Raw genomic sequence first — 22,976 nt, 5'->3', positions numbered from 1 at the left:
CTTCCGTATTTCTGGAACGCGTTCTACTGTGCCCCCGACCGCGGAATCCGACGGGCCGTCAGCACCCGGCGGCCGCCGGGCGACGGAACGAGTGGACCGGACGACTGGTGGAGGGGCCGTGCACCTGGACTACACCCCGGAACAGCAGCGGCTGCGCGCCGAACTGCGCACGTACTTCGGCGAACTGGTACCGGACGACGCCCACACCCGGTACGCCGACCCGGCCGCGCAGAAGCGCTTCTACCGCGAGACCGTGCGCCGGCTCGGCACCGACGGCTGGCTGGGCGTGGGCTGGCCCAAGGAGTACGGCGGGCGCGGCCTGACGCCCATGGAGCAGTTCATCTTCTTCGACGAGGCCGCCCAGGCCGGGGTGCCGCTGCCGGTGATGGCGCTGAACACCGTCGGTCCCACCCTCATGCGGTTCGGCACTGAGGAGCAGCAGGCGTACTTCCTGCCCCGGATCCTCTCCGGGGAGCTCGACTTCGCGATCGGCTACAGCGAACCGGACGCCGGCACCGACCTGGCCTCCCTGAAGACCCGCGCGGTGCGCGAGGGCGACGAGGAGACCGGCCACTACATCGTCAACGGCCAGAAGATCTGGACCACCAACGGCGACACCGCCCACTGGGTCTGGCTGGCGGTGCGCACCGCCCCCATCGAGGAGGGAGTGCCGCCCCACAAGGGCATCACCCTGCTCCTGGTCCCCACCAGTGACCCCGGCTACTCCTGCACCGTGATCAACACCCTCGCCTCGCACGACACCACCGCCAGCTACTACGAGAACATCACCGTCCCCGCCACCCGCCGCGTCGGCCGGGAGAACCAGGGCTGGCGGATCATCACCAACCAGCTCAACCACGAGCGGGTCACCCTCGCCGCCCACGGCACCATGGCCATCCGCGCGCTCCACGACGTCCGGCGCTGGGCGGCCGGCACCAAGCTCGCCGACGGCCGCCGGGTCATCGACCTGGGCTGGGTGCGCGGGCGGCTGGCCCGCACGCACGCCAGACTGGAGGCCATGAAGCTGCTGAACTGGCGGATGGTCGACGCCCTCCAACAGGGCACGCTGACCCCCCAGGACGCCTCCGCCGTCAAGGTCTACGGCTCCGAGGCCCGCCGGGACGCCTACGCCTGGCTGATGGAGGTGGCCGGCGCCGCCGGACCGCTGAAGGAGGGCTCGGCCGGCGCGGTGCTCCACGGCGAACTGGAGCGCGGCTACCGCTCCGCGGTCATCTTCACCTTCGGCGGCGGCAACAACGAGATCCAGCGCGAGATCATCTCCTGGATCGGCCTGGGCATGCCCCGGGTGCGGCGCTGACCGGCCGGCGGGAGGCGAGGCCGATGGCAGGCGACCCCGGGCTCTTCGGGCCCGGCTCGGTGACCTGGCAGCTGCACGCGGACCCGATGATGTGGATCGCGGGCGTCCGCGCGCTCTACCTCCAGGCGCTGTACCCGCGCGCGGTGCGCGGCGTCATGCAGAACTCGGCCGCCTTCGGCATGGACGAGCAGGGCCGGCGGGACGCCTGGGGGCGGCTGATGCGCACCGCCGACTTCGTCGGCACCCTCACCTACGGCACCACCGACGCCGCCGAACGGGCCGGCGCCGCGGTCCGCGGCCTGCACCGCCGGCTGACCGCCACCGACCCGGACACCGGCGAGCGCTACCGCATCGACGCACCGGAGCTGCTGCTGTGGGTGCACTGCGCCGAGGTCGACTCCTACCTCCAGGTGCTGCGCCGCTCCGGCCACCCGCTCGCCGACCGGCAGGCCGACCGCTATCTCGACGAACAGCGCACCAGCGCCCGGCTCGTGGGCCTGGACCCGGACACCGTCCCCGGCGACACGGCCGCGTTCGCCGCCTACTTCGACCGGGTCCGGCCGGACCTCGCGCCGACCCCCGAGGCTCGCCAGGTCGACGCCTTCCTGCGGCGCCCGCCGATCGCGGCGCCGCTCGTCCCGGCCCGTGCCCTGCTCTGGCGGCCGGTGGCGGAGCTGGCCTACGCGGCGCTGCCCCCGTACGCCCACCGGCTCTACGGCCGGCCGGCGCCGCCGCCCGCCCTCGTCACCCGCCGGCTGCGCAGGGCCGGCCGGCTGCTGCGCGCGGTCCCGGCGGGGGTCCGCTGGCAGCTGCCGCCGCGGCACGTCCTGCGGGCGGTGGCCAGGCTCGGCCCCGATGCGCGGCCGGTCCGGCCCTGACCCGTCGGACAGGCCCTACAAGCCGGGTCGCTCCGCCGCCATACTGGACGGGCACGGCACACAGGGGGATCCACGCGGCTGAACGCGGGAGCGGGGGCGGCGACAGGGATGGCGGAGCACAGTCTTGTCCAGGGGCGTTACCGACTGCTCGACACCATCGGACGCGGCGGCATGGGGGAGGTGTGGCGGGCCCGCGACGAGTCGCTGGGCCGGCTGGTCGCCGTCAAGTGCCTCAAGCCGATGGGGGATCGGCAGGAACCAGGATTCCTACGGGTGCTGCGGGAGCGCTTCCGCCGCGAGGCCCGGGTCGCGGCCGCGCTCCAGCACCGCGGCATCACCGTCGTGCACGACTTCGGCGAGGACGACGGCATCCTCTTCCTCGTCATGGAGCTGCTGAACGGCCGCAACCTCAGCCAGCTGCTGGACGACAACCGGCGCCAGCCGCTGCCGGTCCCGGACGTCGTCGAGATCGCCGAGCAGATCGCCGCGGCCCTGGCGTACACCCATGAACAGGCCGTGGTGCACCGGGACCTGAAACCGGCCAACATCGTGCGGACCACCGACGGCACGGTCAAGATCTGCGACTTCGGCATCGCCCGGCTCGGCCACGACATCGGCTTCACCACCCGGCTCACCGGCACCGGCGTCGCCATGGGCAGCCCGCACTACATGTCGCCCGAGCAGATCGGCGGCGGCACCGTCGACCACCGCAGCGACCTGTACTCCCTGGGCTGTGTGCTCTACGAGATCGCCACCGGCGCCCCGCCGTTCGCCCAGGGCGACGCCTGGGCGGTGCTGGTCGGCCACCGCGACACCGCCCCGGACCCGCCGCGCGCGGTCCGCCCCGACCTGCCCGAGGCGTACGAGCGGATCGTCCTCGACCTGCTGGCAAAGGAGCCGGACGACCGGCCGCGGGACGCCGACGACCTCGCCAAGCGCCTGGCGGACGCCCGCCACCGCCGCGCCCCGCGGGGTGCCGGCCCGGCGCCGGAAGACCTGACGGTGCCCGCCCCGCGGCTGCCGTCCTGGACCCGCGGGATCACCGCCGGCGCCCCGGCCGCCGGCACCCGGCCACCGCACCGGCCCGCGGCGGACCCGGCCGTCGCGGGCCTCACCGACGTCTGGACCCCGCCCGGCGACCCGCTGCGCGGCGAGGCGTCACCGGCCCTCGGCTCCGACCGCCCGGCCCCGCCCGGCGACCACCACGCCCTCCTCGCCGCGCTGGCCGGACGGCTGGCGCAGGCCCACGCGCTGGCCGGGGCGGACCGGCACTTCGAGGCCCAGGAGCTGCGCACCGAGGTGCTGGCCGGCCGCGAGCGGCTGCTCGGCCCGGACCACCCCGACACCCTCGGCTGCCGCCACGACATCGCGGTCGGCCTCGGCCGGCTGGGCCGCCTGGAGGAGTGCCGGACCGCCGCCCGCGAGGTCGCCGAGGCCCGCACCCGGGTGCTCGGCGCCCACCACCCCGACACCCTCGCCTCCCGCTGGCAACACGCCTTCGTATCAGGGCGGTTGGGGCGCTGGGCGGAGGCGCTGACGGCCTATCAGGAGGTGGCCGCGGGGCAGGCCGCCGCGCTCGGCCCGGACCACCCGGACACCCTCGCCGCCCGCTACGAGACCGGTGTCGCGCTCGGCCGGCTGGGCCGCAGCGCGGAGGCGCTGGCCCACTACCGCGACCTGGTGGCGGCCCGCACCCGCGCCCACGGTCCGCACGACCCGGAGACCCTCCGCGCCCGGCACGGCCTGGGCGTCAACTACGGCCGCCAGGACCGTTGGCCGGAGGCGCTCGCCGAGGCCCGGGAGGTGGCCGCGGTCCGCGCCCGGGTGCTCGGCGCCGACCACCCCGACACCCTGGCCAGCCACCGCGAGACCGCCGTGGCGCTGGGCCGGCTCGGCCGCTGGGCCGAGGCGCTGGACGTCCACCGCCGGGTCGCCGACGCCCGCGCCCGGGTCCTGGGTGCGGCCCACCTCGACGCGCTGGCCAGCCGCGGCGAACAGGCCCAGTGCCTGGCACGGCTGGGCCGGCCGGACGAGGCGGACGCCCTCCACCGCCGGGTCGCGGCGCTGCGCCGGGAGCGAGCCGCGACCCGGCGGTAGTGGACGCCCGCGGAGCCCCGCCGCGGTGCGCGGGGCCGCCGGTTCAGTGCTCCGGCCGGACCCGGAAGAGCACCGTGGCGTGCGGCGGGACGTTCCGGGCGATGATCGTCCGGGTGGTCCGGGCGCTGCGCCCGGTGACGAGGTCGCGTGCCACGTAGGAGTGGGCCCTGGGCAGTTCGGCGGCGCCCGCCGTGATGGACAGCGTGCGGGCGGTGCCGCCCCCGTTGAACAGCGCAACGGCCCGGTCGCCGTTGCGCAGCGGCTTGGTCAGCACCACCCCGTCGCCGTCCTGCTGCACGATGTGGCCCTGGACGCCCAGCGGGTCCTGGTCGACCGCGATCACCTCGCGGTTCCCCAGGATCGCCCGCGCCGCCGGCGACAACCTGCCCAGGTCGGTGCTGGAGATCAGCGGCGCGGCCATCATCGCCCACAGCGACATCTGGCTCTGCATCTCGTCCCGGCTCAGCCCGGAGTCGCCCACCAGCAGGAAGTCCGGGTCGTTCCAGCGTCCGGGGCGCTGGAGGTCGGCGAGGTTGGCGTTGTAGCGGAAGTTGCCGCTGATGGACGCCCACTTCGCGGCCGGGGTGCTCTGCTGCAACGCGATGTCCGCCCCGCCCCGCCACAGGTTGCCCAGCTGCGCGGACCACTGGATGACCTTGTGCCAGACCGCGTCACCGGAGAACTGGAAGTAGGCCGGCGCGGAGACCGAGAAGACGATGCGCCGCCGGGTGGCCCGCAGTGCCCGGCTCTGCTGCGCGTACAGGTCGTGGTAGGCCCGCTCCTTGCTCTGCCCCTTGGGCACCGGGACGTTGCAGCCGTCCGCCTTGAGGTAGTCCACCCCCCAGCTCGCGAAGAGCTTGGCGTCCTGCTCGAAGTGCCCGTAGCTGCCCGGGTACTTGCCACAGGTCAGCTTGCCGACGTCCTCGTAGATGCCGAACTTCAGTCCCAGCTTGTGGAGTTCCCGCCCGAGGTGCGCCATGCCGTGCGGGAACTTCGCGGGGTCGGCGACCAGCTCGCCGCCGGCGCCGCGCTGCTTGGCCATCCAGCAGTCGTCGACGGTGACCGTGCGGTAGCCCTGGCTCGCCAGTCCGCTGCGGACCAGGGCCCGGGCGTTGTCCAGGACGACCTGCTCGTTGAGGCCGCCGCACTGGTAGTACGACCAGTTGTTCCAGCCCATCGGGGGCGTCGGGGTGAGGTTCGGGTACCCGGAGTCCGGTGCGGCGCCGGGGGGTCTCGACGGGGTGGCGGAGGCGGTGGCGGTGGCCGAGAGAACTCCCGCCGAGCAGGCGGTGACGGCGACGAGTCCGGCGAGGGTGCGGCCGATGCGGGATACCGACGGATGGGACACGAGTCACCTCACGTGGTGGGTGGGTCGGCCGGGCAGAACGGCCGACAGGGCGGTTCCAGGGCGCGCACGGCCGGACGCTAGAAGTCATCTGATGACCGGTCAAGAAGCCGCACCGCCCGGAACAAACGATTCATTCCGCCGCAGCCGCGCGTTTCCTCCCTGGCGGCCGCCGAACCTCCGTGCTAACAAGAGGCATGCCGGAACGGACTTCGTACGACGTCGTCATCGTGGGCGGCGGGCACAACGGGCTGGTGGCCGCCGCGTACCTCGCCCGCGCCGGGCGCAGCGTGCTGGTGCTGGAGCGGCTGGACCACACCGGCGGCGCCGCCGTCTCCACCCGGGCGTTCCCCGGGTTCGACGCCCGGCTGTCCCGCTACTCCTACCTCGTCAGCCTGCTGCCGCCGAAGATCGTCCGGGACCTCGGCCTCCGCTTCGCGGTCCGCAAGCGCACCGTCTCCTCCTACACCCCCGTGGTGCGCGCCGGCCGCCCCACCGGCCTGCTGGTCGGCGGCGGAAGGGCCCGCACCCGCGCCTCCTTCGCCCGACTCACCGGCTCCGACCGGGAGTTCGCCGCCTGGCAGGACTTCTACGGCGCCACCCGCCGGCTCGCCGAGCGGGTCTTCCCCACCCTCACCGCGCCGCTCCCCACCCGCGCGTCCCTCCGCGCCCGGGTCGGCGACGACGCCACCTGGCACGCGCTCTTCGAGCGCCCCCTGGGGGAGCTGATCGAGGCGACCTTCCACGACGACCTGGTGCGCGGCGTGGTCCTCACCGACGGGCTGATCGGCACCTTCGCCACCGCCCACGACCCGACGCTCCGTCAGAACCGGTGCTTCCTCTACCACGTGATCGGCGGCGGCACCGGCGACTGGGACGTCCCCCTCGGCGGGATGGGCACCCTGACCGACGCCCTCGCCGACGCCGCCCGCCGGGCCGGCGCCGAGATCGTCACCGGTTGCCCGGTCGCCGCGCTGGCAACCGACGGCCGCACCGCGGAGGTCACCACCGCGGAGGGCGGCACGATCGGCGCCCGCCGTGTGCTCGTCAACGCCGCGCCCCGCGAGCTGGCCCGGCTGCTCGGCGAGCCCGCGCCGCCGCCCGCCGAAGGCGCCCAGCTGAAGGTGAACATGCTGCTCACCCGACTGCCCCGGCTCCGCGACCCGCACACCGACCCGCGCGAGGCGTTCTCCGGCACCTTCCACATCGCCGAGGGCTACGGGCAGTTGGAGACCGCCCACCGGGAGGCCGCGGCCGGCCGGCCGCCCGCCGCGCCGCCCTCCGAGATCTACTGCCACTCCCTGACCGACCCCTCCATCCTGGGCGCCGACCTGGTCCGCCAGGGCTACCACACCCTCACCCTCTTCGGACTGCACACCCCCGCCCGGTTGTTCGCAGCCGACACCGCCGATGAGCCGACCACCCGCGACCGGTTGCTGGCCGCCACCCTCGCCCAGCTCGACGCGCACCTCGCCGAACCGCTCGCCGGCTGCCTGGCCCGGGACGCCGACGGCCGCCCCTGCGTCGAGGCCCGCAGCCCGCTCGACCTCGACCGCGAACTGGGCCTGCCCGGCGGCAACATCTTCCACCGCGAGCTGGCCTTCCCGTTCGCCGAGGACGCGGACGCCCTCACCACCGCCCCGGCCCGCTGGGGCGTCGCCACCGGCCACGCCAACGTCCTGCTGTGCGGGGCGGGCGCGCCGCGCGGCGGCGGCGTGAGCGGCATCCCCGGCCACAACGCGGCGATGGCGGTGCTGGAGGAGTCGAGGTGACCGCGGGGACGCGCGGGAGCCGGCCACGACCGACCAATTTCTGACGCTGCATCAGAAAATCTCTTCCCTCGTGCGGCCCGCTGCGGCATCCTGCGCCCATGCAGACGGAGCTGAGCAACGCGCTGGGCGTCGAGCACGCCGTCTTCGGGTTCACGCCCTTTCCCGCGGTGGCCGCGGCGATCACCCGGGCCGGCGGGTTCGGGGTGCTCGGCGCGGTCCGCTACACCGCCCCCGGTGAACTGGCCCGCGACCTCGACTGGATGCAGGAGCACACCGACGGACTGCCCTACGGCCTCGACGTGGTGATGCCCGCCGCGAAGGTCGAGGCCCCGGAAGGCCGGACACTGACCGAGGCCGACGTCGAGGCGATGATCCCCGAGGAGCACCGCCGCCACGTCACGGCGCTCCTGGAGAAGTACGACGTGCCGCCGCTCCCGCCCGGCGAGCCGTCCGGCTGGCGGATCACCGGCTGGATGGAGCAGGTCGCCCGCAGCCAGCTCGACGTGGCCTTCGACTACCCCATCGCCCTCCTCGCCAACGCCCTCGGCTCCCCGCCCGCCGACGTGATCGCGCGCGCCCACGACCGTGGCGTCCGGGTCGCCGCGCTGGCCGGCAGCCCGCGCCACGCGCTGCACCACAAGGCCGCCGGGATCGACGTCGTCGTGGCCCAGGGATACGAGGCCGGCGGCCACACCGGCGAGATCGCCACCATGGTGCTCACCCCGGAAGTGGTGGCCGCCGTCGACCCGTTGCCGGTGCTGGCCGCCGGCGGCATCGGCACCGGCGAGCAGATCGCCGCCGGACTCGCGCTGGGTGCCCAGGGCGTCTGGCTCGGCTCGATCTGGCTCACCACCGAGGAGGCCGACCTGCACTCCCGGCGGCTGACCGCGAAACTGCTCGCCGCCGGCCCCGGCGACACCGTCCGCTCCCGCGCCCTGACCGGCAAGCCCGCCCGCCAGCTCCGCACCGCCTGGACGGACGCCTGGGACGACCCCGACGGCCCCGGCACCCTGCCGATGCCGCTCCAGGGCCTGCTGGTCGCCGAGGCCAACTCCCGTATCCAGCGGCACGAGGTCGAGCCGCTGCTCGGCACCCCGGTCGGCCAGATCGTCGGCCGGATGACCAGCGAACGCAGCGTCCGGGCCGTCTTCGACGACCTCACCCGCGGCTTCGAGCGGGCCGTCGACCGGATCGACCGGATCGCCGGCCGCGCCTGACCGCCGGTCCCCGCACCGCCGTCCCCGCACCGCCGACCGCCCTGCCGCCACCGCCCGAGGAGGACCCGACCATGCCCGACACCCCCAACGGCTTCTGGGCACAGGCCACCGCCGACCCCGGCCGGACGGTCCTGATCGCCCCGGACGGCGAGGAGTGGACCGCCGGCCGTCTGCACGCCGCCGCCAACCGGCTGGTCCACGGGCTGCGCGCGGCCGGCCTGGAACGCGGCGACGCCTTCGCCGTGGTGCTCCCCAACGGCGTGGAGTTCTTCACCGCCTACCTCGCCGCCTCCCAGGCCGGCTTCTACCTCGTCCCGGTCAACCACCACCTGGTCGGCCCGGAGATCGCCTGGATCGTCGCCGACTCCGGCGCCAAGGTGCTGATCGCCCACGAGCGGTTCGGCGACGCGGCCCGGCAGGCGGCCGACGAGGCGGGCCTGGCCGCCGAGCGGCGGTACGCCGTCGGACCCGTCGACGGCTTCCGGCCCTACCGCCAACTCCTGGACGGACAACCGGAGTCCGCGCCCACCGGCCGGACCCTGGGCTGGGTGATGAACTACACCTCCGGTACCACCGGCCGCCCCCGCGGCATCCGCCGCCCGCTGCCCGGCAAGCCCCCCGAGGAGACCTACCTCGGCGGCTTCCTCGCCATCTTCGGCATCCGGCCGTTCGACGACAACGTCCACCTGGTCTGCTCGCCGCTCTACCACACCGCCGTCCTGCAGTTCGCCGGCGCCTCCCTGCACATCGGCCACCGCGTCGTCCTGATGGACAAGTGGACGCCACCGGAGATGCTGCGCCTGATCGAGCGGCACCGGTGCACCCACACCCACATGGTGCCCACCCAGTTCCACCGCCTGCTCGCCCTCCCAGAGGAGGCCCGCGCCGGCTACGACGTCTCGTCGATGCGGCACGCCATCCACGGCGCCGCACCCTGCCCCGACCACGTCAAACGCGCCATGATCGACTGGTGGGGCGGCTGCGTCGAGGAGTACTACGCGGCCAGCGAGGGCGGCGGCGCCTTCGCCACCGCCGAGGACTGGCTGAAGAAGCCCGGCACGGTCGGCCGAGCCTGGCCGATCAGCGAGCTGGCGGTCTTCGACGACGACGGAAACCGGCTGCCGGCCGGTCAACTGGGCACCGTCTACCTGAAGATGACCACCGGGGGCTTCGCTTACCACAAGGACGAGGACAAGACCCGGAAGAACCGCATCGGCGACTTCTTCACCGTCGGCGACCTCGGCTACCTCGACGAGGACGGCTACCTCTTCCTCCGCGACCGCAAGATCGACATGATCATCTCCGGCGGGGTCAACATCTACCCCGCCGAGATCGAGTCGGTGCTGCTCGCCCACCCGGCCGTCGCCGACGCCGCCGCCTTCGGCGTCCCGCACGACGACTGGGGCGAGGAGGTCAAGGCGGTCGTCGAACCCGCCGACGGCCACCGCGCCGGACCGGAACTGGCCGCCGAGATCCTCGACCACTGCGCCCACCGGCTCGCCGGCTACAAGCGCCCCCGCACCGTCGACTTCACCACCGCCCTGCCCCGCGACCCCAACGGCAAGCTCTACAAGCGGCGGCTGCGCGACCCGTATTGGGAGGGCCGGGAGCGCGCCGTGTGACCGCGCGCGCCGTACGCCGCGGCCCCCGGCAGCCGTGACCCGCCCGCGTCCACCGCCTTGACCGGTCCCCGGCCGCACTCCAGGATCGCCGCATGACGGATGCCACGGGCGCGGCGGGCGCGCGGAACAACACGGTCGACGGGGTCCTGCGGCGCAGCGCGCGCCGGGTGCCGGAGCGGACGGCGGTCCGGTACGCGGACCGGAGCTGGAGCTACCGGGCGCTGGACGGCGCGGTGACCGCCGCCGCGCGGGTGCTGCTGGCCGAGGGGCTGCGTCCCGGGGACCGGGTGGCGTCCTACGGCCACAACTCCGACGCCTACCTGATCGGTTTCCTGGCCTGCGCCCGCGCCGGGCTGGTGCACGTCCCGGTCAACCACGGCCTGGCCGGTGAGGAACTGGCCTACCTCCTGGGGCAGTCCGGCAGCGCCCTGGTGCTCACCGACACCGCGCTGGCGGCCCGGCTGCCGGACGGCACCCGCACGGTGCCGCTGCACGGGGCGCCGGACGGGCTGCTGGAGCGACTGGCCGAACAGCCGGCGGGGCAGCCGACCGAGGCCGGCGGCCCCGCCGCGGCGGACGCACCGCCCGAGGTGCCCGACGACGCCCTCGTCCAGCTGCTCTACACCTCGGGCACCACCGCGCTCCCCAAGGGCGCGATGATGACCCACCGGGCGCTGGTGCACGAGTACACCAGCGCCGTGGTCGCCCTCGACCTGAAGGAGAGCGACCGCCCCGTCCACTCGCTGCCGCTCTACCACTCCGCGCAGATGCACGTCTTCCTGCTGCCCTATCTGGCGGTGGGCGCGGAGAACACCATCCTGGACGGGCCCGCCCCGGAGCGGATCTTCGCGCTGGTGGAAGCGGGCCGCGCGGACAGCCTGTTCGCGCCGCCCACGGTGTGGATCGCACTCGCCGACCACCCCGGCTTCGCCGTACGGGACCTCGGCGGGCTGCGCAAGGCGTACTACGGCGCCTCGATCATGCCGGTGCCCGTACTGGAACGGCTCCGCGCCCGGTTGCCGCACCTGGCTTTCTACAACTGCTTCGGGCAGAGCGAGATCGGCCCGCTGGCCACCGTCCTCGGCCCGGACGAGCACGCGGACCGGCCGGACTCCTGCGGGCGGCCGGTGCTGTTCGTCGAGGCGCGGGTGGTGGACGAGGAGGGCCGGGAGGTCCCGGACGGCACCCGGGGCGAGATCGTCTACCGCTCGCCTCAGCTGTGCACCGGCTACTGGGACAAGCCGGAGGAGACCGCGGAGGCGTTCCGGGACGGCTGGTTCCGCTCCGGGGACCTGGCGGTCCGCGACACGGCGGGCTACTTCACGGTGGTCGACCGGGTCAAGGACGTCATCAACTCCGGTGGCGTGCTGGTCGCCTCGCGCCAGGTGGAGGACGTGCTGTACACGCATCCGCAGGTCGCCGAGGTCGCGGTCGTCGGGCTGCCGGACGAGCGGTGGATCGAGGCGGTGACCGCGGTGGTGGTCCGGCGCACCGTCACCACGGACGGGACCGAGGGGAACGGTGTGGTGGGGGAGGCGGAGCTGATCGACGTGGCGCGGGCCCGGCTCGCGCCGTTCAAGGTGCCCAAGCGGGTGGTGTTCGTGGACGCGCTGCCGCGCAACGCCAGCGGCAAGGTCCTCAAGCGTGCGCTGCGCGAGCGGTTCGGGAGCGGCGGAACGGCGCGCTGAGGGCGACTGTCGGTGCCCCCTGCCAAGCTGGGAAACGGCACTGACCAGGACGTGATCGGAGTACCTCGTGTTGACCACCAACTTCGTCCCCGGCGCACCGAACTGGCTCGACCTCGGCGCCCCCGACATCGACGCCGCCGCGGCGTTCTACTCCGCGGTGCTCGGCTGGACCTTCCGGTCGGCCGGGCCGGAGGGCGGCGGCTACGGCTTCTTCCAGCTCGACGGCAGGACGGTCGCCGCGGTCGGCCCGCTGACGGAGGAGGGTGCGAGCCCGGCCTGGACACCGTACTTCCACACCGCGGACGCGGACGCCACCTGCAAGGCGGTGGAGCAGGCCGGCGGCCGGGTCCGGGTCGCGCCGATGGACGTGTTCACCGCCGGCCGGCTGGCCATGCTCACCGACCCGACGGGCGCCGACTTCGCCGTCTGGCAGCCCGGCGACGTCAAGGGCCTGGACGCGGTCATGGAGCCGGGCACCCTGTGCTGGACGGAGCTCTACACCACCGACGCCGCCGCGGCCAAGGAGTTCTACCGCAGTGTGTTCGGCTGGACCTACCAGGACATGCCGATGGGCGGCGGCCCCGTCTACAGCATCGCCTCCGCCTCCGGTGCCGGACAGGGCGAGGACACCGCGCACGGCGGCGTCATGCAGCTCCCGCAAAAGAATCTGGACGCCGGCTCGACGCCCGAGTGGCACCCGTACTTCGGCGTGACCGACTGCGACGCCACCTTCAACGCCGCCGTCCAGCACGGCGGCACGCCGCTCATCGCCCCGATGGACGTGCCAGGCGTCGGCCGGCTGGCGATGCTGATGGATCCGGCGGGCGCCCCCTTCGCGCTGATCAAGGGGGACCCGTCGATGACCTGACGTCAGCCGTCCCGGCGGGCGTCCACGATGCGCTTGAACTTCCCGACCGAGCGCTCCAGGGTCTCCGGATCGACGATCTCGACGTCGACGGTGACGCCGATGCCGTCCTTGACGCCGCGGGTGATCAGGCCGACGGCGGCCGCCCGGGCGGCCGCCGTGGCGTCCGGCCGGGCCTCCGCGCGGACGGTCAGCCGGTCCAGCCGGCCCTCGCGGGTCAGCCGCAGCTGGAAGTGCGGGGCCACGCCTGGCGTGCGCAGCACGATCTCCTCGACCTGCGCGGGGAAGAGGTTGACCCCGCGCAGGATGATCATGTCGTCGCTGCGCCCGGTGACCTTCTCCATCCGGCGGAAGGCCGGCCGGGCGGTGCCGGGCAGCAGCCGGGTCAGATCCCGGGTGCGGTAGCGGACGACGGGCATGGCCTCCTTGGTCAGCGAGGTCAGGACCAGCTCGCCGTGCGCACCGTCCGGCAGCACCTCCCCGGTGATCGGGTCGACCACCTCCGGGTAGAAGTGGTCCTCCCAGATGTGCAGTCCGTCCTTGGTCTCCACGCACTCCTGCGCCACGCCGGGGCCCATCACCTCCGACAGGCCGTAGATGTCCACGGCGTCGATGGCGAACCGCTCCTCGATCTCCCGGCGCATCTCCTGCGTCCAGGGCTCGGCGCCGAAGATGCCCACCTTCAGCGAGGTCGAGCGGGGATCGACGCCCTGCCGCTCGAACTCGTCGAGCAGGGTGAGCATGTAGGAGGGCGTGACCATGATGATCTCGGGGCGGAAGTCCTGGATGAGCTGCACCTGACGGCTGGTCATCCCGCCGGACGCCGGGACGACCGTGCAGCCGAGCCGCTCCGCGCCGTAGTGCGCGCCCAGGCCGCCGGTGAACAGCCCGTAGCCGTAGGAGACATGGACGGTGTGCCCGGGGCGGCCGCCGGCCGCGCGGATCGACCGGGCCACCAGGTCCGCCCAGTCCGAGAGATCCCGCTCGGTGTAGCCGACGACCGTCGGCCGCCCGGTGGTGCCGCTGGAGGCGTGCAGCCGCCGCACCCGCTCCTTGGGGACGGCGAACATCCCGAACGGGTAGTGCGCCCGCAGATCGTCCTTCACGGTGAACGGGAAGCGGGCCAGGTCCGCCGTCGAGCGGCAGTCCTCCGGCCGCACCCCGGCGCGGTCGAACGCCGCGCGGTAGAAGGGGACGTTCTCGTAGGTGTGGCGCAACGAGCGCTGTAGCCGGGTGAGTTGGAGTGCGTGCAGGGCGTCCGCCGAGAGCCGTTCGGCGTCGTCGCACCAGTCGGCCCCGCAGGCCCCGTCGATCGTCCCGCTGTCCGTCGCCGCTTCCGGCATGGATCTCACCGCCTCGTCTCCCTACCGATCATTCGGTAGTCGCGTGCGGGTCCAAGTAATCAGCGCGCGGCGAACGCGTCAAGGGGCGTGCCGCGGACGGCCCACGGGTAGCGTCGGACGCATGGGTGACGTACGGAAGGTGCACGTCGGTGGCGTCCGGTTGGCATACCGCGTATGGGGCGAGCCGGACGCGCCCCCGGCCGTGCTGCTGCACTGCCTCGGGGAGGACGGCGAGGACTGGCGCGGAGTGGTCGGCCGACTGGCCACCACGCACCGGGTCTTCGCCCTCGACCAGCGCGGCCACGGCCGCAGCGACTGGCCGGGGGAGTACGGCTTCGAGCGCTGGCGCGACGACGCCATCGGCTTCGTCCAGGCGCTCGGCCTCGGCCCGGTCACGCTGATCGGCCACTCCCTGGGGGCCACCGCCGCCCTGCTGCTGGCCGCCCACCGCCCGGACCTGGTCGCGCAGCTGATCGCGGAGGAGCCGGCCCCGCCGGTCCCCGCCGACCCGCCGCAGCAGGTCCCGGAGCCGCCGCCCGGCCCTCCGCTCTTCGACTGGCGGGCCAAGCTCGCCGCCGTGGCCGAGCGGAACGCCCCCGCCCCGCACTGGCGCGACGCCCTGCCCGGCATCACCGCCCCGACCCTCGTCATCGCCGGCGGCCCCACCAGCCACATCCCCCAGCACCACCTCGCCGAGCTGGCCGGCGCCATCCCGGCCGCCCGGCTGGTCACCGTCGAGGACGCCGGCCATCTCGTCCACGAGGAGCGGCCGGGCGCGTATCTGGCGGCGGTCACGTCGTTCCTGGCGGGCGTGGGATGAGCGCGTACGGGCCTGCCGCGCAGCGAGTTTGACGGTGCGCCAGTCAGCTGCCGGTCGCCGGTGAGGTTCGGTTCGGGGTGTCGGCGGGCGGCGGGGCGGCCGTAAGCTCACAGCGTCCGCAACACCCCGCGGCCCGTGCGCCGCGCGCCGGGCCCGCGGTCTTCGAGAAGGGCTCGATGTGCAGGTGACGACTTCGATCCGCCGTGCGCTGCTCGCCGGGACCGCGGCCGCGGTGCTGTTCGCCGGGACCGGGAGCGCCGTCGCGGCGCCCGCCACCGGGGACGCGCGGCCGGCCGTCGGGCCGGTCGGTGCCGCGCCCGCGTCGGCCGGACCGCTCCGGCCGCTCGCCGCGCTCTCCGCCGACCGGCTGGCCACCGCCGACCTCGTCGCCGCGGCGAAGTGGGGGACCGGCAGCCCGATCGACGATCCGGTCCGGGAGCGCGAGGTGCTGGCCGCGGTGGCCGCCCAGGCCCGACAGTCGGGCGCCGACCCGGAGGCGACGGTGCGGATCTTCCGGGACCAGATCGAGGCCAGCAAGCTCGTCCAGCGCGGGTTGCACCGCCGCTGGGCGGCGGACCCCGCGCAGGCCCCCACCAGCCGACCGGACCTCGCCCGGGTCCGCGCGGAGATCAACCGGATCAACGCGGAACTGGTCCGAGCCATCGCCGCGACCCCGCAGGCCCGTACGGCGCCGGGCTGCGTGCCCCGACTGACGGTGACCGCACTCCGGGTGGGGCACGAGCGGCATCTGGACCTGCTGCACGCGGCGGGGCTCGCCCGGTCGCTGCGCTCGGTCTGCGGAGGACAGGGCCCGTCCGACGGGTGAGCGCGGGCCCGGACTTCGAGCCTGCGCGCCGCCCCCCGGTCCCGTACGGGAGGGAGGCGGCGACGTGCGCGTTCTTCCTGCGTACGACGGTATTAGCCGGATGTTAGCGGAGCGGCAGGCTCTCGATAGCAGCCCCCGCCAGTGTGGGTGACGTACCGAGGAGACACCCACACAGACCGCCCCGGGGGGAACCGAAATGAGCTCCACCACCGTCCGCACCGCTCGTCGCCGCACCCTGCGGGTGGCCGCCGCGGCCCTGACCGCGGCCGCCGCCCTCGGTCTGACCGCCTGCTCCGGCTCGGACCCCGCCGGCGTGAAGCCCGTGGGCCACACGGCCGCCGCCGGGGCCGGCGGCGCGGGCTTTGCGGTGGAGTCCGGCGGCACGGGTTCCTCCGCGGCGGCGCAGGACTCCGCGTCCCGGGCGGACTCCGGTGCGAAGGGTGAAGCCAAGGCGGGCGCCGCGGGCAAGCGGACGGGCGGCTCGCACGACGCCACGGCCGGGGCCGCGTCCCCGACCCGCACCCAGCCCCTGCCGGACGGCAGCAAGGCCGAGATCCACAAGCTCGCTGCCCAGCACTACCGCGCCGAGATCGTCAACCGCGGTTCGGTCCTGGCCACGCTGGAGACGAAGGGCGGCGACGCCGGCCTCGACGCCAACGACATGTTCGTCGTGCTCACGTTGGACGGTCAGGTCCACGCCTGGATGGGCGGCGGACACCAGGGCCCGGGCACGTTCAAGGTCGCGGGCGGCTGGACCGTCAAGGTCAAAAAGCTCGGCGAACTGCACTACCGCGCGGACGTCATCGGCAACGAGGGCTCGGTGGACGGCACGCTGGAGGCGAAGGGGCACGACGCCGGGCTCGACGCCAACGGCGTGTACCTGGTGCTCAGCAACGGCGGTGTGCTCAGTGCCCACGCGTGAACCGCCGGGCCGCGGGCGGTCCCGCGCCGGCCCGGCTCACGCCTCCCCTTCCCCCGCCGCCACCGCCTTCGCCCAGCGGTAGTCCGCCTTGCCGCTGGGCGACCGCTGGATGCGGTCGGTGAAGACGACCTGGCGCGGCACCTTGTAGCCGGCCAGATGGGTCCGGCAGTGCGTCTGGAGCGTGGCGAGGTCCAACGGGCCGGCCTCCGGGCGGAGTTGGACGACGGCGGCGACCCGGCTGCCCCAGCGGTCGTCGGGCACGCCGGCCACCAGCGCGTCATAGACGTCCGGATGCGCCTTCAGGGCCTGCTCGACCTCCTCCGGGTAGATCTTCTCCCCGCCGGAGTTGATGCACTGCGAGCCGCGGCCCAGCACCGTGACGATGCCGTCCGCGCCGACGGTGGCCATGTCGCCGAGCAGCACCCACCGTTCCCCGTCCGCCTCGAAGAACGTCTCGGCGGTCTTCGCCGGGTCGTTGTGGTAACCGAGCGGGACATGGCCGCGCAGCGCCAGCCGGCCCGGCTCGCCGGCCGCGGCCGGGCGGTGGGTGGCCGGATCCACCACCGCGATACGGGAGTTGACCTGGAGCCGGAAGCCCCTGGCGGGGCCGGCGTCGTCCGTGGCGGTGCCGTTGAAACCGGACTCCGAGGAGCCGAAGTTGTTCAGCAGCACGGCGTTCGGGACCAGCGCGGCGAACTGGGCGCGGACGGTGTCGGAGAGCACCGCCCCGGAGCTGCTGACGCTGAAGAGGGACGAGCAGTCGGTCCCCTTGAGCGGGCCGGCCAGCGCGTCCACCAGGGGCCGCAGCATCGCGTCGCCCACCAGGGAGACGCTGGTGACCCGCTCCCGCTCGATGGTGCGCAGCACCTCCTCCGGTACGAACTTGCGGTGCACGACGACCTTCTGGCCGAAGTGGAAGCCGATGAACGCGGTGAGCATCGAGGTGCCGTGCATCAGCGGCGGCGTCGGGAAGAACACCAGGCCCTCGCCCCCGGCCGCGACCCGTTCGGCCAGCTCGCGCGGGCGGGCCACCGGCTCACCGGTCGGCGCGCCGCCGCCCATCCCGGAGAAGAAGATGTCCTCGTGGCGCCACACCACGCCCTTGGGCATGCCGGTGGTGCCGCCGGTGTAGATGACGATCCGGTCGTCGGCGGAGCGCGGCCCGAAGCCGCGGTCGGGGGAGCCGGCCGCCGCGGCCTCCGCCAGCGGCACCGGCGCGATCGACGGCTCGGCGGCGCCGGCGGGCGGCGCGCCGACCCGTATCAGGTGCCGCAGCTCGGGCGCCCGCGGCAGGGCTCCGGCGACCCGGTCGGTGAACTCCCCGTCGAAGACCAGCGCCACCAGGTCGGCATCCCGGTAGAGGTAGACCAACTCCTCCTCTATGTAACGGTAGTTGACGTTGACCGGGACGGCGCGGATCTTCAGGCAGGCGTAGACGGACTGGAGGTACTCCACGCCGTTGTAGAGGTGCAGTCCGACGTGGTCGCCGGGGCCGATGCCCTGGTCGGCGAGGTGGTGGGCCAGCCGGTTGGCGGCCCGGTCCAGCTCCGCGTAGGACAGCCGCCGCTCCGCGCCGGTGCCCGGGTGGTCGAGGTGGACCAGCGCCTCGCGTCCGGGGACGGCGTCGACGATCGACTCGAAGAGGTCGGCGAGGTTGTACTCCATGGCTCCTCCAGTCCGTGCGGGCGTCGGCTCGGGCCGGTCCGATGGGTCATGGCCGGGTCCGCGGTCATTAGAGCGCCGGCGCGGAACGCAGGGAAGGGGCCCGGCCAAGAAAACTGACTGGTCGTCAGAAAAGCCTTGAACTCGCCGTGCGGCTACTGCAACCTGTTCTACGTCGTGAGACGGGAGGACGGAATGGGCGGGACCGAACACGCCGCGACCGCACCGGCTCGGCCGGAGGACGCGGCCACCGAACACCTCACCGTGACGCGCACCGGCGCGACACTGGTGCTCACCCTCGACCGGCCGGAGGCGAAGAACGCGCTGTCGCTGCCGATGCTGGTCGGCCTCCATGACGGCTGGCTCGCCGCCGACGCCGACGACGGCATCCGGTCGATCGTGCTGACCGGCGCCGGCGGCTCCTTCTGCGCCGGCATGGACCTCAAGGCGCTGGCCGGCGGCGGCATGACCGGCGACGCGTACCGGGACCGGCTGCGGGCCGACCCCGATCTGCACTGGAAGGCGATGCTGCGCCACCACCGCCCGCGCAAACCCGTCATCGCCGCCGTCGAGGGCCACTGCGTCGCCGGCGGCACCGAGATCCTCCAGGGAACCGACATCAGGGTCGCCGGCGAGAGCGCCACCTTCGGGCTCTACGAGGTCCGGCGCGGGCTGTTCCCGATCGGCGGCTCCACCGTCCGGCTGCCCCGACAGATCCCCCGCACCCACGCCCTGGAGATGCTGCTCACCGGCCGCCCCTACCCGGCGCCCGAGGCCGCCCGGATCGGCCTGATCGGCCATGTCGTCCCCGACGGCAGCGCGCTGGAGGCGGCCCTGGAGATCGCCGAGCGGATCAACGCCTGCGGCCCGCTCGCCGTCGAGGCGGTCAAGGCGTCCGTCTACGAGACCGCCGGGATGACCGAGGCCGACGGGCTCACCGCCGAACTCGCCCGCGGCTGGCCGGTCTTCGACACCGCCGACGCCAAGGAGGGCTCCCGCGCCTTCGCCGAGAAGCGCCCACCGGTCTTCCGGCGCGCCTGACCCGATCCGACCGAGGAGTCCCCCATGCCAGAGGTCCTGACCGCGCCGCTCGCCGTGGAATTCCCCTTCACCCGCTCGCTCGGCCCGGTCCAGAGCGCCTTCCTCACCGGGCTGCGCGAACGCACCGTCCTCGGCGTCCGGGCGCGCGACGGCCGGGTGGTGGTGCCGCCCGTCGAGTACGACCCGGTCACCGCCGACGAACTGCGCGACCTGGTCGAGGTCGCACCGACCGGCACCGTCACCACCTGGGCCTGGAACCCGTCCCCGCGCCGCGGCCAGCCGCTGGCCACGCCGTTCGCCTGGGTCCTGGTCCGGCTCGACGGCGCCGACACCGCCCTGCTGCACGCCCTCGACGCACCCGGCCCGGACGCGGTGCGCACCGGCATGCGGGTCCGGATCCGCTGGGCCGCCGAACGCACCGGCGCCATCGGGGACATCGCCTGCTTCGAACCCGCGCGGGAGGGGGCGGGGGAGCCCGCCGAGGAGGCGGCGGGGGTGGGGGCGGGGGCACCTAGGGTGGGGGCGAACGGATCCCGTAGGGGTGGCGAGGCCCCCCTGCGGGGCCACAACGCGGACGGGCAGGGGGATATTCCCGCAGGGGGCGCAGGGGGCGCAGGGGGCGCAGGGGGAACAGGGGCCGCCGAGGCCGCCGAGGCCGCCGAGGGTACAGGGGCCGCAGAGACCACCGGGACCACCAGTACCACCGGGCCTGGCAGGACCACCGGTTCTCCAGGGACCGCTGGGTGCCCAGGCACCGCTGCGTATCAACCACAGGCGCACAGCGGTCAGTTCGGTGAGCCGGTCACCGGGATCATCGCGGCGGCTCGGCTCGACTACGTCTACGCGCCCGGCCGTACGCAGTCGCGTTACATCCAGGGACTCGCCGAGCGGCGGACGCTCGGTGAGCGCTGCCCGGCCTGTCGCAAGGTGTACGTCCCGCCCCGTGGCGCCTGCCCCACCTGCGGGGTGGCCACCGCGGAGCAGGTCGAGGTCGGCCCCCGCGGTACCGTCACCACCTTCTGCATCGTCAACATCAAGGCCCGCAACCTCGACATCGAGGTGCCCTACGTCTACGCCCATATCGCCCTGGACGGCGCCGATCTGGCGCTGCACGCCCGGATCGGCGACATCCCCTACGACCAGGTGCGGATGGGGCTGCGGGTGGAGCCCGTCTGGGCCGAGGGCGCCCGGTACCCCGACCACTACCGCCCCACCGGCGAGCCCGACGCCGACTACGACAGCTACAAGGAGCTGATCTGATGTCCGAGCCAGTGCGCGGCCCGGTGCGCGAGGTCGCCATCGTCGCCTTCGGGCAGAGCGAGCACGTCCCGGACAGCTCCGAGACCTCCGAGGTCGAGATGCTGATGCCGGTGCTGCACGACGTCCTGGCGCAGACCGGCCTTGCGGCCCGGGACATCGGCTTCACCTGCTCCGGCTCCTCCGACTACCTCGCCGGCCGCGCCTTCTCCTTCACCATGGCGCTGGACGGCGTCGGGGCCTGGCCGCCGATCTCCGAGTCCCATGTCGAGATGGACGGCGCCTGGGCGCTGTACGAAGCCTGGGTCAAGCTCCTCACCGGCGACGCCGACACCGCGCTGGTCTACGCGTACGGCAAGTCCTCGCCCGGCGACCTCCGCGAGGTCCTCACCCGCCAGCTCGACCCCTACTACGTCGCCCCGCTCTGGCCCGACTCCGTGGCGCTCGCCGCGCTCCAGGCCCAGGCCCTGCTCGACGCCGGCCTCACCGACGCCCGCGAACTGGCCGGGATCGGCGCCCGCAGCCGCGGCGGCGCGGACACCGGCCCCGGCCGGCAGGTCGTCGGGCCGCTGCGCACCGGCGACTGCCCGCCGGTCGTCGACGGCGCCGCCGCGGTGATCCTCGCCGCCGGCGACACCGCCCGCCGCCTGGCCGACCGCCCCGCCTGGATCCGCGGCCTGGACCACCGCATCGAGGCGCACGGCCTGGGCGTCCGCGATCTGACCGACTCGCCCTCGACCCGGCTCGCCGCCGAACGCGCCGGGGCCTTCGACGCACCGGTGGACACCGCGGAACTGCACGCCCCGTTCAGCTCGCAGGAGGTCGTACTGCGGCGCGCGCTGCGCCTCGACGCACCCGACTGCGCGGTCCGCGTCAACCCGTCCGGCGGCGCCCTGGCCGCCAACCCCGTGATGGCCGCCGGGCTGATCCGCCTCGGCGAGGCCGCCGCCGCCATCCGGCGCGGCGACGCGCACCGCGCCCTGGCGCACGCCACCTCGGGGCCGTGCCTGCAGCAGAACCTGGTCGCCGTCCTGGAGGGGGAGCGATGAGCAACGCAGCGACCGCGAAGGAGCCGGTGGCCGTCGTCGGCGTCGGCCAGACCAAGCACGTCGCCGCCCGGCGCGACGTCTCGATCGCCGGACTCGTGCGCGAGGCCGCCCGACGTGCGCTCGAAGACGCCGAGTTGACCTGGGCCGACATCGAAGCGGTGGTGATCGGCAAGGCCCCCGACTTCTTCGAGGGCGTGATGATGCCGGAGCTGTACCTCGCCGACGCGCTGGGCGCCGTCGGCAAACCGATGCTCCGGGTGCACACCGCCGGCTCGGTCGGCGGCTCCACCGCCCTGGTCGCGGCCAACCTCGTCGCCGCCCGGGTGCACGGCACCGTCCTCACCCTCGCCTTCGAGAAGCAGTCCGAGTCCAACGCGATGTGGGGCCTGTCCCTGCCGGTCCCCTTCCAGCAGCCGCTGCTGGCCGGCGCCGGCGGCTTCTTCGCCCCGCACGTCCGCGCCTACATACGGCGCACCGGCGCCCCCGACACCATCGGCTCCCTGGTCGCCTACAAGGACCGCCGCAACGCCCTGAAGAACCCGTACGCACACCTCCACGAGCACGACCTCACCCTGGAGAAGGTCCAGTCCTCGCCGATGCTCTGGGACCCGATCCGCTACGCGGAGACCTGCCCCTCCTCCGACGGCGCCTGCGCCATGGTCCTCACCGACCGGGCCGGCGCCGCCCGCGCCCCGCACCCACCGGCCTGGGTGCACGGCGGGGCGATGCGCAGCGAGCCCACCCTCTTCGCCGGCAAGGACTTCGTCTCCCCGCAGGCCGGAAAGGACTGCGCCGCGGACGTCTACCGCCAGGCCGGGATCACCGATCCGCGCCGTCAGATCGACGCCGTCGAGATGTACGTCCCGTTCTCCTGGTACGAGCCGATGTGGCTGGAGAACCTGGGCTTCGCCGCCGAGGGCGAGGGCTGGAAGCTCACCGAGTCCGGGGTCACCGCGCTCGACGGCGACCTGCCCGTCAACCCCTCCGGCGGGGTGCTCTCCACCAACCCCATCGGCGCCTCCGGAATGCTCCGCTTCGCCGAGGCCGCCCTCCAGGTGCGCGGCCGGGCCGGCGAGCACCAAGTGGACGGCGCCCGGCGGGCGTTGGGGCACGCCTACGGCGGCGGCGCGCAGTTCTTCTCGATGTGGCTGGTGGGCTCCGAGGCGCCCGCCGGCTGACGCCCCGGAGCCCGCCGGACGTCCTCTGTCCGTCCCGGGGCCCAGTCGTTACCCTGGCGCCACGGACGACGAGCGG

Annotated in this window: 18 protein-coding genes; 15 read left to right on the top strand and 3 right to left on the bottom strand. The window is 74.2% G+C overall.

The window, feature by feature from the left end:
* The first annotated feature begins 118 nt into the window (after window positions 1–118).
* From K2224_RS22325 to K2224_RS22315, 3 genes are all read left to right on the top strand, one after another.
* A complete protein-coding gene (locus tag K2224_RS22325) occupies window positions 119–1,318 on the top strand; it encodes an acyl-CoA dehydrogenase family protein (protein WP_221908293.1) in 1,200 nt (399 codons plus the stop codon).
* A gap of 23 nt (window positions 1,319–1,341) precedes the next feature.
* A complete protein-coding gene (locus tag K2224_RS22320; protein ID WP_221908292.1) occupies window positions 1,342–2,196 on the top strand; it encodes an oxygenase MpaB family protein in 855 nt (284 codons plus the stop codon).
* 108 nt (window positions 2,197–2,304) lie between these two features.
* Window positions 2,305–4,293 (top strand): serine/threonine-protein kinase, encoded by a 1,989-nt coding sequence (locus K2224_RS22315; protein ID WP_221908291.1) that lies wholly within the window; start codon window positions 2,305–2,307, stop codon window positions 4,291–4,293.
* 43 nt (window positions 4,294–4,336) lie between these two features.
* Here K2224_RS22315 and K2224_RS22310 read toward each other — a convergent pair whose 3' ends face one another.
* Complete coding sequence (locus K2224_RS22310) at window positions 4,337–5,641, bottom strand: glycoside hydrolase family 27 protein (protein WP_221908290.1); 1,305 nt, start codon at window positions 5,639–5,641, stop codon at window positions 4,337–4,339.
* Between the two features lie 194 nt (window positions 5,642–5,835).
* Here K2224_RS22310 and K2224_RS22305 point away from each other — a divergent pair, with 194 nt between their 5' ends.
* From K2224_RS22305 to K2224_RS22285, 5 genes are all read left to right on the top strand, one after another.
* Window positions 5,836–7,410 carry an NAD(P)/FAD-dependent oxidoreductase gene (locus tag K2224_RS22305; protein WP_221908289.1) on the top strand — a complete coding sequence of 525 codons (1,575 nt, stop codon included), beginning with the start codon at window positions 5,836–5,838 and terminating at the stop codon, window positions 7,408–7,410.
* Between the two features lie 98 nt (window positions 7,411–7,508).
* Window positions 7,509–8,627: a nitronate monooxygenase family protein gene (locus tag K2224_RS22300; protein ID WP_221908288.1), complete on the top strand. Its 1,119-nt coding sequence runs from the start codon at window positions 7,509–7,511 to the stop codon at window positions 8,625–8,627.
* 71 nt (window positions 8,628–8,698) lie between these two features.
* Window positions 8,699–10,249: an acyl-CoA synthetase gene (locus K2224_RS22295; protein ID WP_221908287.1), complete on the top strand. Its 1,551-nt coding sequence runs from the start codon at window positions 8,699–8,701 to the stop codon at window positions 10,247–10,249.
* A gap of 92 nt (window positions 10,250–10,341) precedes the next feature.
* A complete protein-coding gene (locus K2224_RS22290; protein WP_221908286.1) occupies window positions 10,342–11,937 on the top strand; it encodes a fatty acyl-CoA synthetase in 1,596 nt (531 codons plus the stop codon).
* Window positions 11,938–12,004: 67 nt separating this feature from the next.
* On the top strand, window positions 12,005–12,805 hold the full coding sequence (locus tag K2224_RS22285) for a VOC family protein (protein ID WP_221908285.1): 801 nt from the start codon (window positions 12,005–12,007) through the stop codon (window positions 12,803–12,805).
* 2 nt (window positions 12,806–12,807) lie between these two features.
* Here K2224_RS22285 and paaK read toward each other — a convergent pair whose 3' ends face one another.
* Entirely contained in the window at window positions 12,808–14,145 is a 1,338-nt protein-coding gene (paaK, locus tag K2224_RS22280; RefSeq protein ID WP_221909872.1) for a phenylacetate--CoA ligase PaaK, read from the bottom strand.
* Between the two features lie 121 nt (window positions 14,146–14,266).
* On the opposite strand from paaK, the gene K2224_RS22275 reads away from it, so the two are divergent.
* The 3 genes from K2224_RS22275 (at window position 14,267) to K2224_RS22265 (ending at window position 16,713) form a co-directional block, all read left to right on the top strand.
* Window positions 14,267–14,965, top strand: a complete 699-nt coding sequence (locus K2224_RS22275) for an alpha/beta fold hydrolase (RefSeq protein ID WP_221908284.1) — start codon at window positions 14,267–14,269, stop codon at window positions 14,963–14,965.
* 178 nt (window positions 14,966–15,143) lie between these two features.
* Entirely contained in the window at window positions 15,144–15,791 is a 648-nt protein-coding gene (locus tag K2224_RS22270) for a chorismate mutase (protein WP_221908283.1), read from the top strand.
* A gap of 196 nt (window positions 15,792–15,987) precedes the next feature.
* Entirely contained in the window at window positions 15,988–16,713 is a 726-nt protein-coding gene (locus tag K2224_RS22265) for a hypothetical protein (protein ID WP_221908282.1), read from the top strand.
* Between the two features lie 36 nt (window positions 16,714–16,749).
* On the opposite strand, the gene K2224_RS22260 is transcribed toward K2224_RS22265, so the two are convergent.
* The gene (locus K2224_RS22260) at window positions 16,750–18,378 is read right to left on the bottom strand and encodes an acyl-CoA synthetase (RefSeq protein WP_221908281.1); all 1,629 of its coding nucleotides are present in this window, start codon (window positions 18,376–18,378) and stop codon (window positions 16,750–16,752) included.
* A gap of 192 nt (window positions 18,379–18,570) precedes the next feature.
* On the opposite strand from K2224_RS22260, the gene K2224_RS22255 reads away from it, so the two are divergent.
* From K2224_RS22255 to K2224_RS22240, 4 genes are read left to right on the top strand one after another with little or no spacing between them, the layout of a single operon-like run.
* Window positions 18,571–19,416: a crotonase/enoyl-CoA hydratase family protein gene (locus K2224_RS22255; RefSeq protein ID WP_221908280.1), complete on the top strand. Its 846-nt coding sequence runs from the start codon at window positions 18,571–18,573 to the stop codon at window positions 19,414–19,416.
* 24 nt (window positions 19,417–19,440) lie between these two features.
* Window positions 19,441–20,676 carry a Zn-ribbon domain-containing OB-fold protein gene (locus K2224_RS22250; protein WP_221908279.1) on the top strand — a complete coding sequence of 412 codons (1,236 nt, stop codon included), beginning with the start codon at window positions 19,441–19,443 and terminating at the stop codon, window positions 20,674–20,676.
* Window positions 20,676–21,722 (top strand): thiolase domain-containing protein, encoded by a 1,047-nt coding sequence (locus K2224_RS22245; protein ID WP_221908278.1) that lies wholly within the window; start codon window positions 20,676–20,678, stop codon window positions 21,720–21,722. The genes K2224_RS22250 and K2224_RS22245 overlap by 1 nt, the downstream gene beginning before the upstream one ends.
* Window positions 21,719–22,900: a thiolase domain-containing protein gene (locus K2224_RS22240; protein WP_221908277.1), complete on the top strand. Its 1,182-nt coding sequence runs from the start codon at window positions 21,719–21,721 to the stop codon at window positions 22,898–22,900. The genes K2224_RS22245 and K2224_RS22240 overlap by 4 nt, the downstream gene beginning before the upstream one ends.
* The last annotated feature ends 76 nt before the right edge of the window (window positions 22,901–22,976 follow it).

It is taken from the genome of Streptomyces sp. BHT-5-2, from assembly GCF_019774615.1.
Lineage (GTDB): Bacteria > Actinomycetota > Actinomycetes > Streptomycetales > Streptomycetaceae > Streptomyces.
The sequence above is the reverse complement of the archived record's forward strand: the minus strand, read 5'-3'. Positions and strand labels throughout refer to the sequence as shown.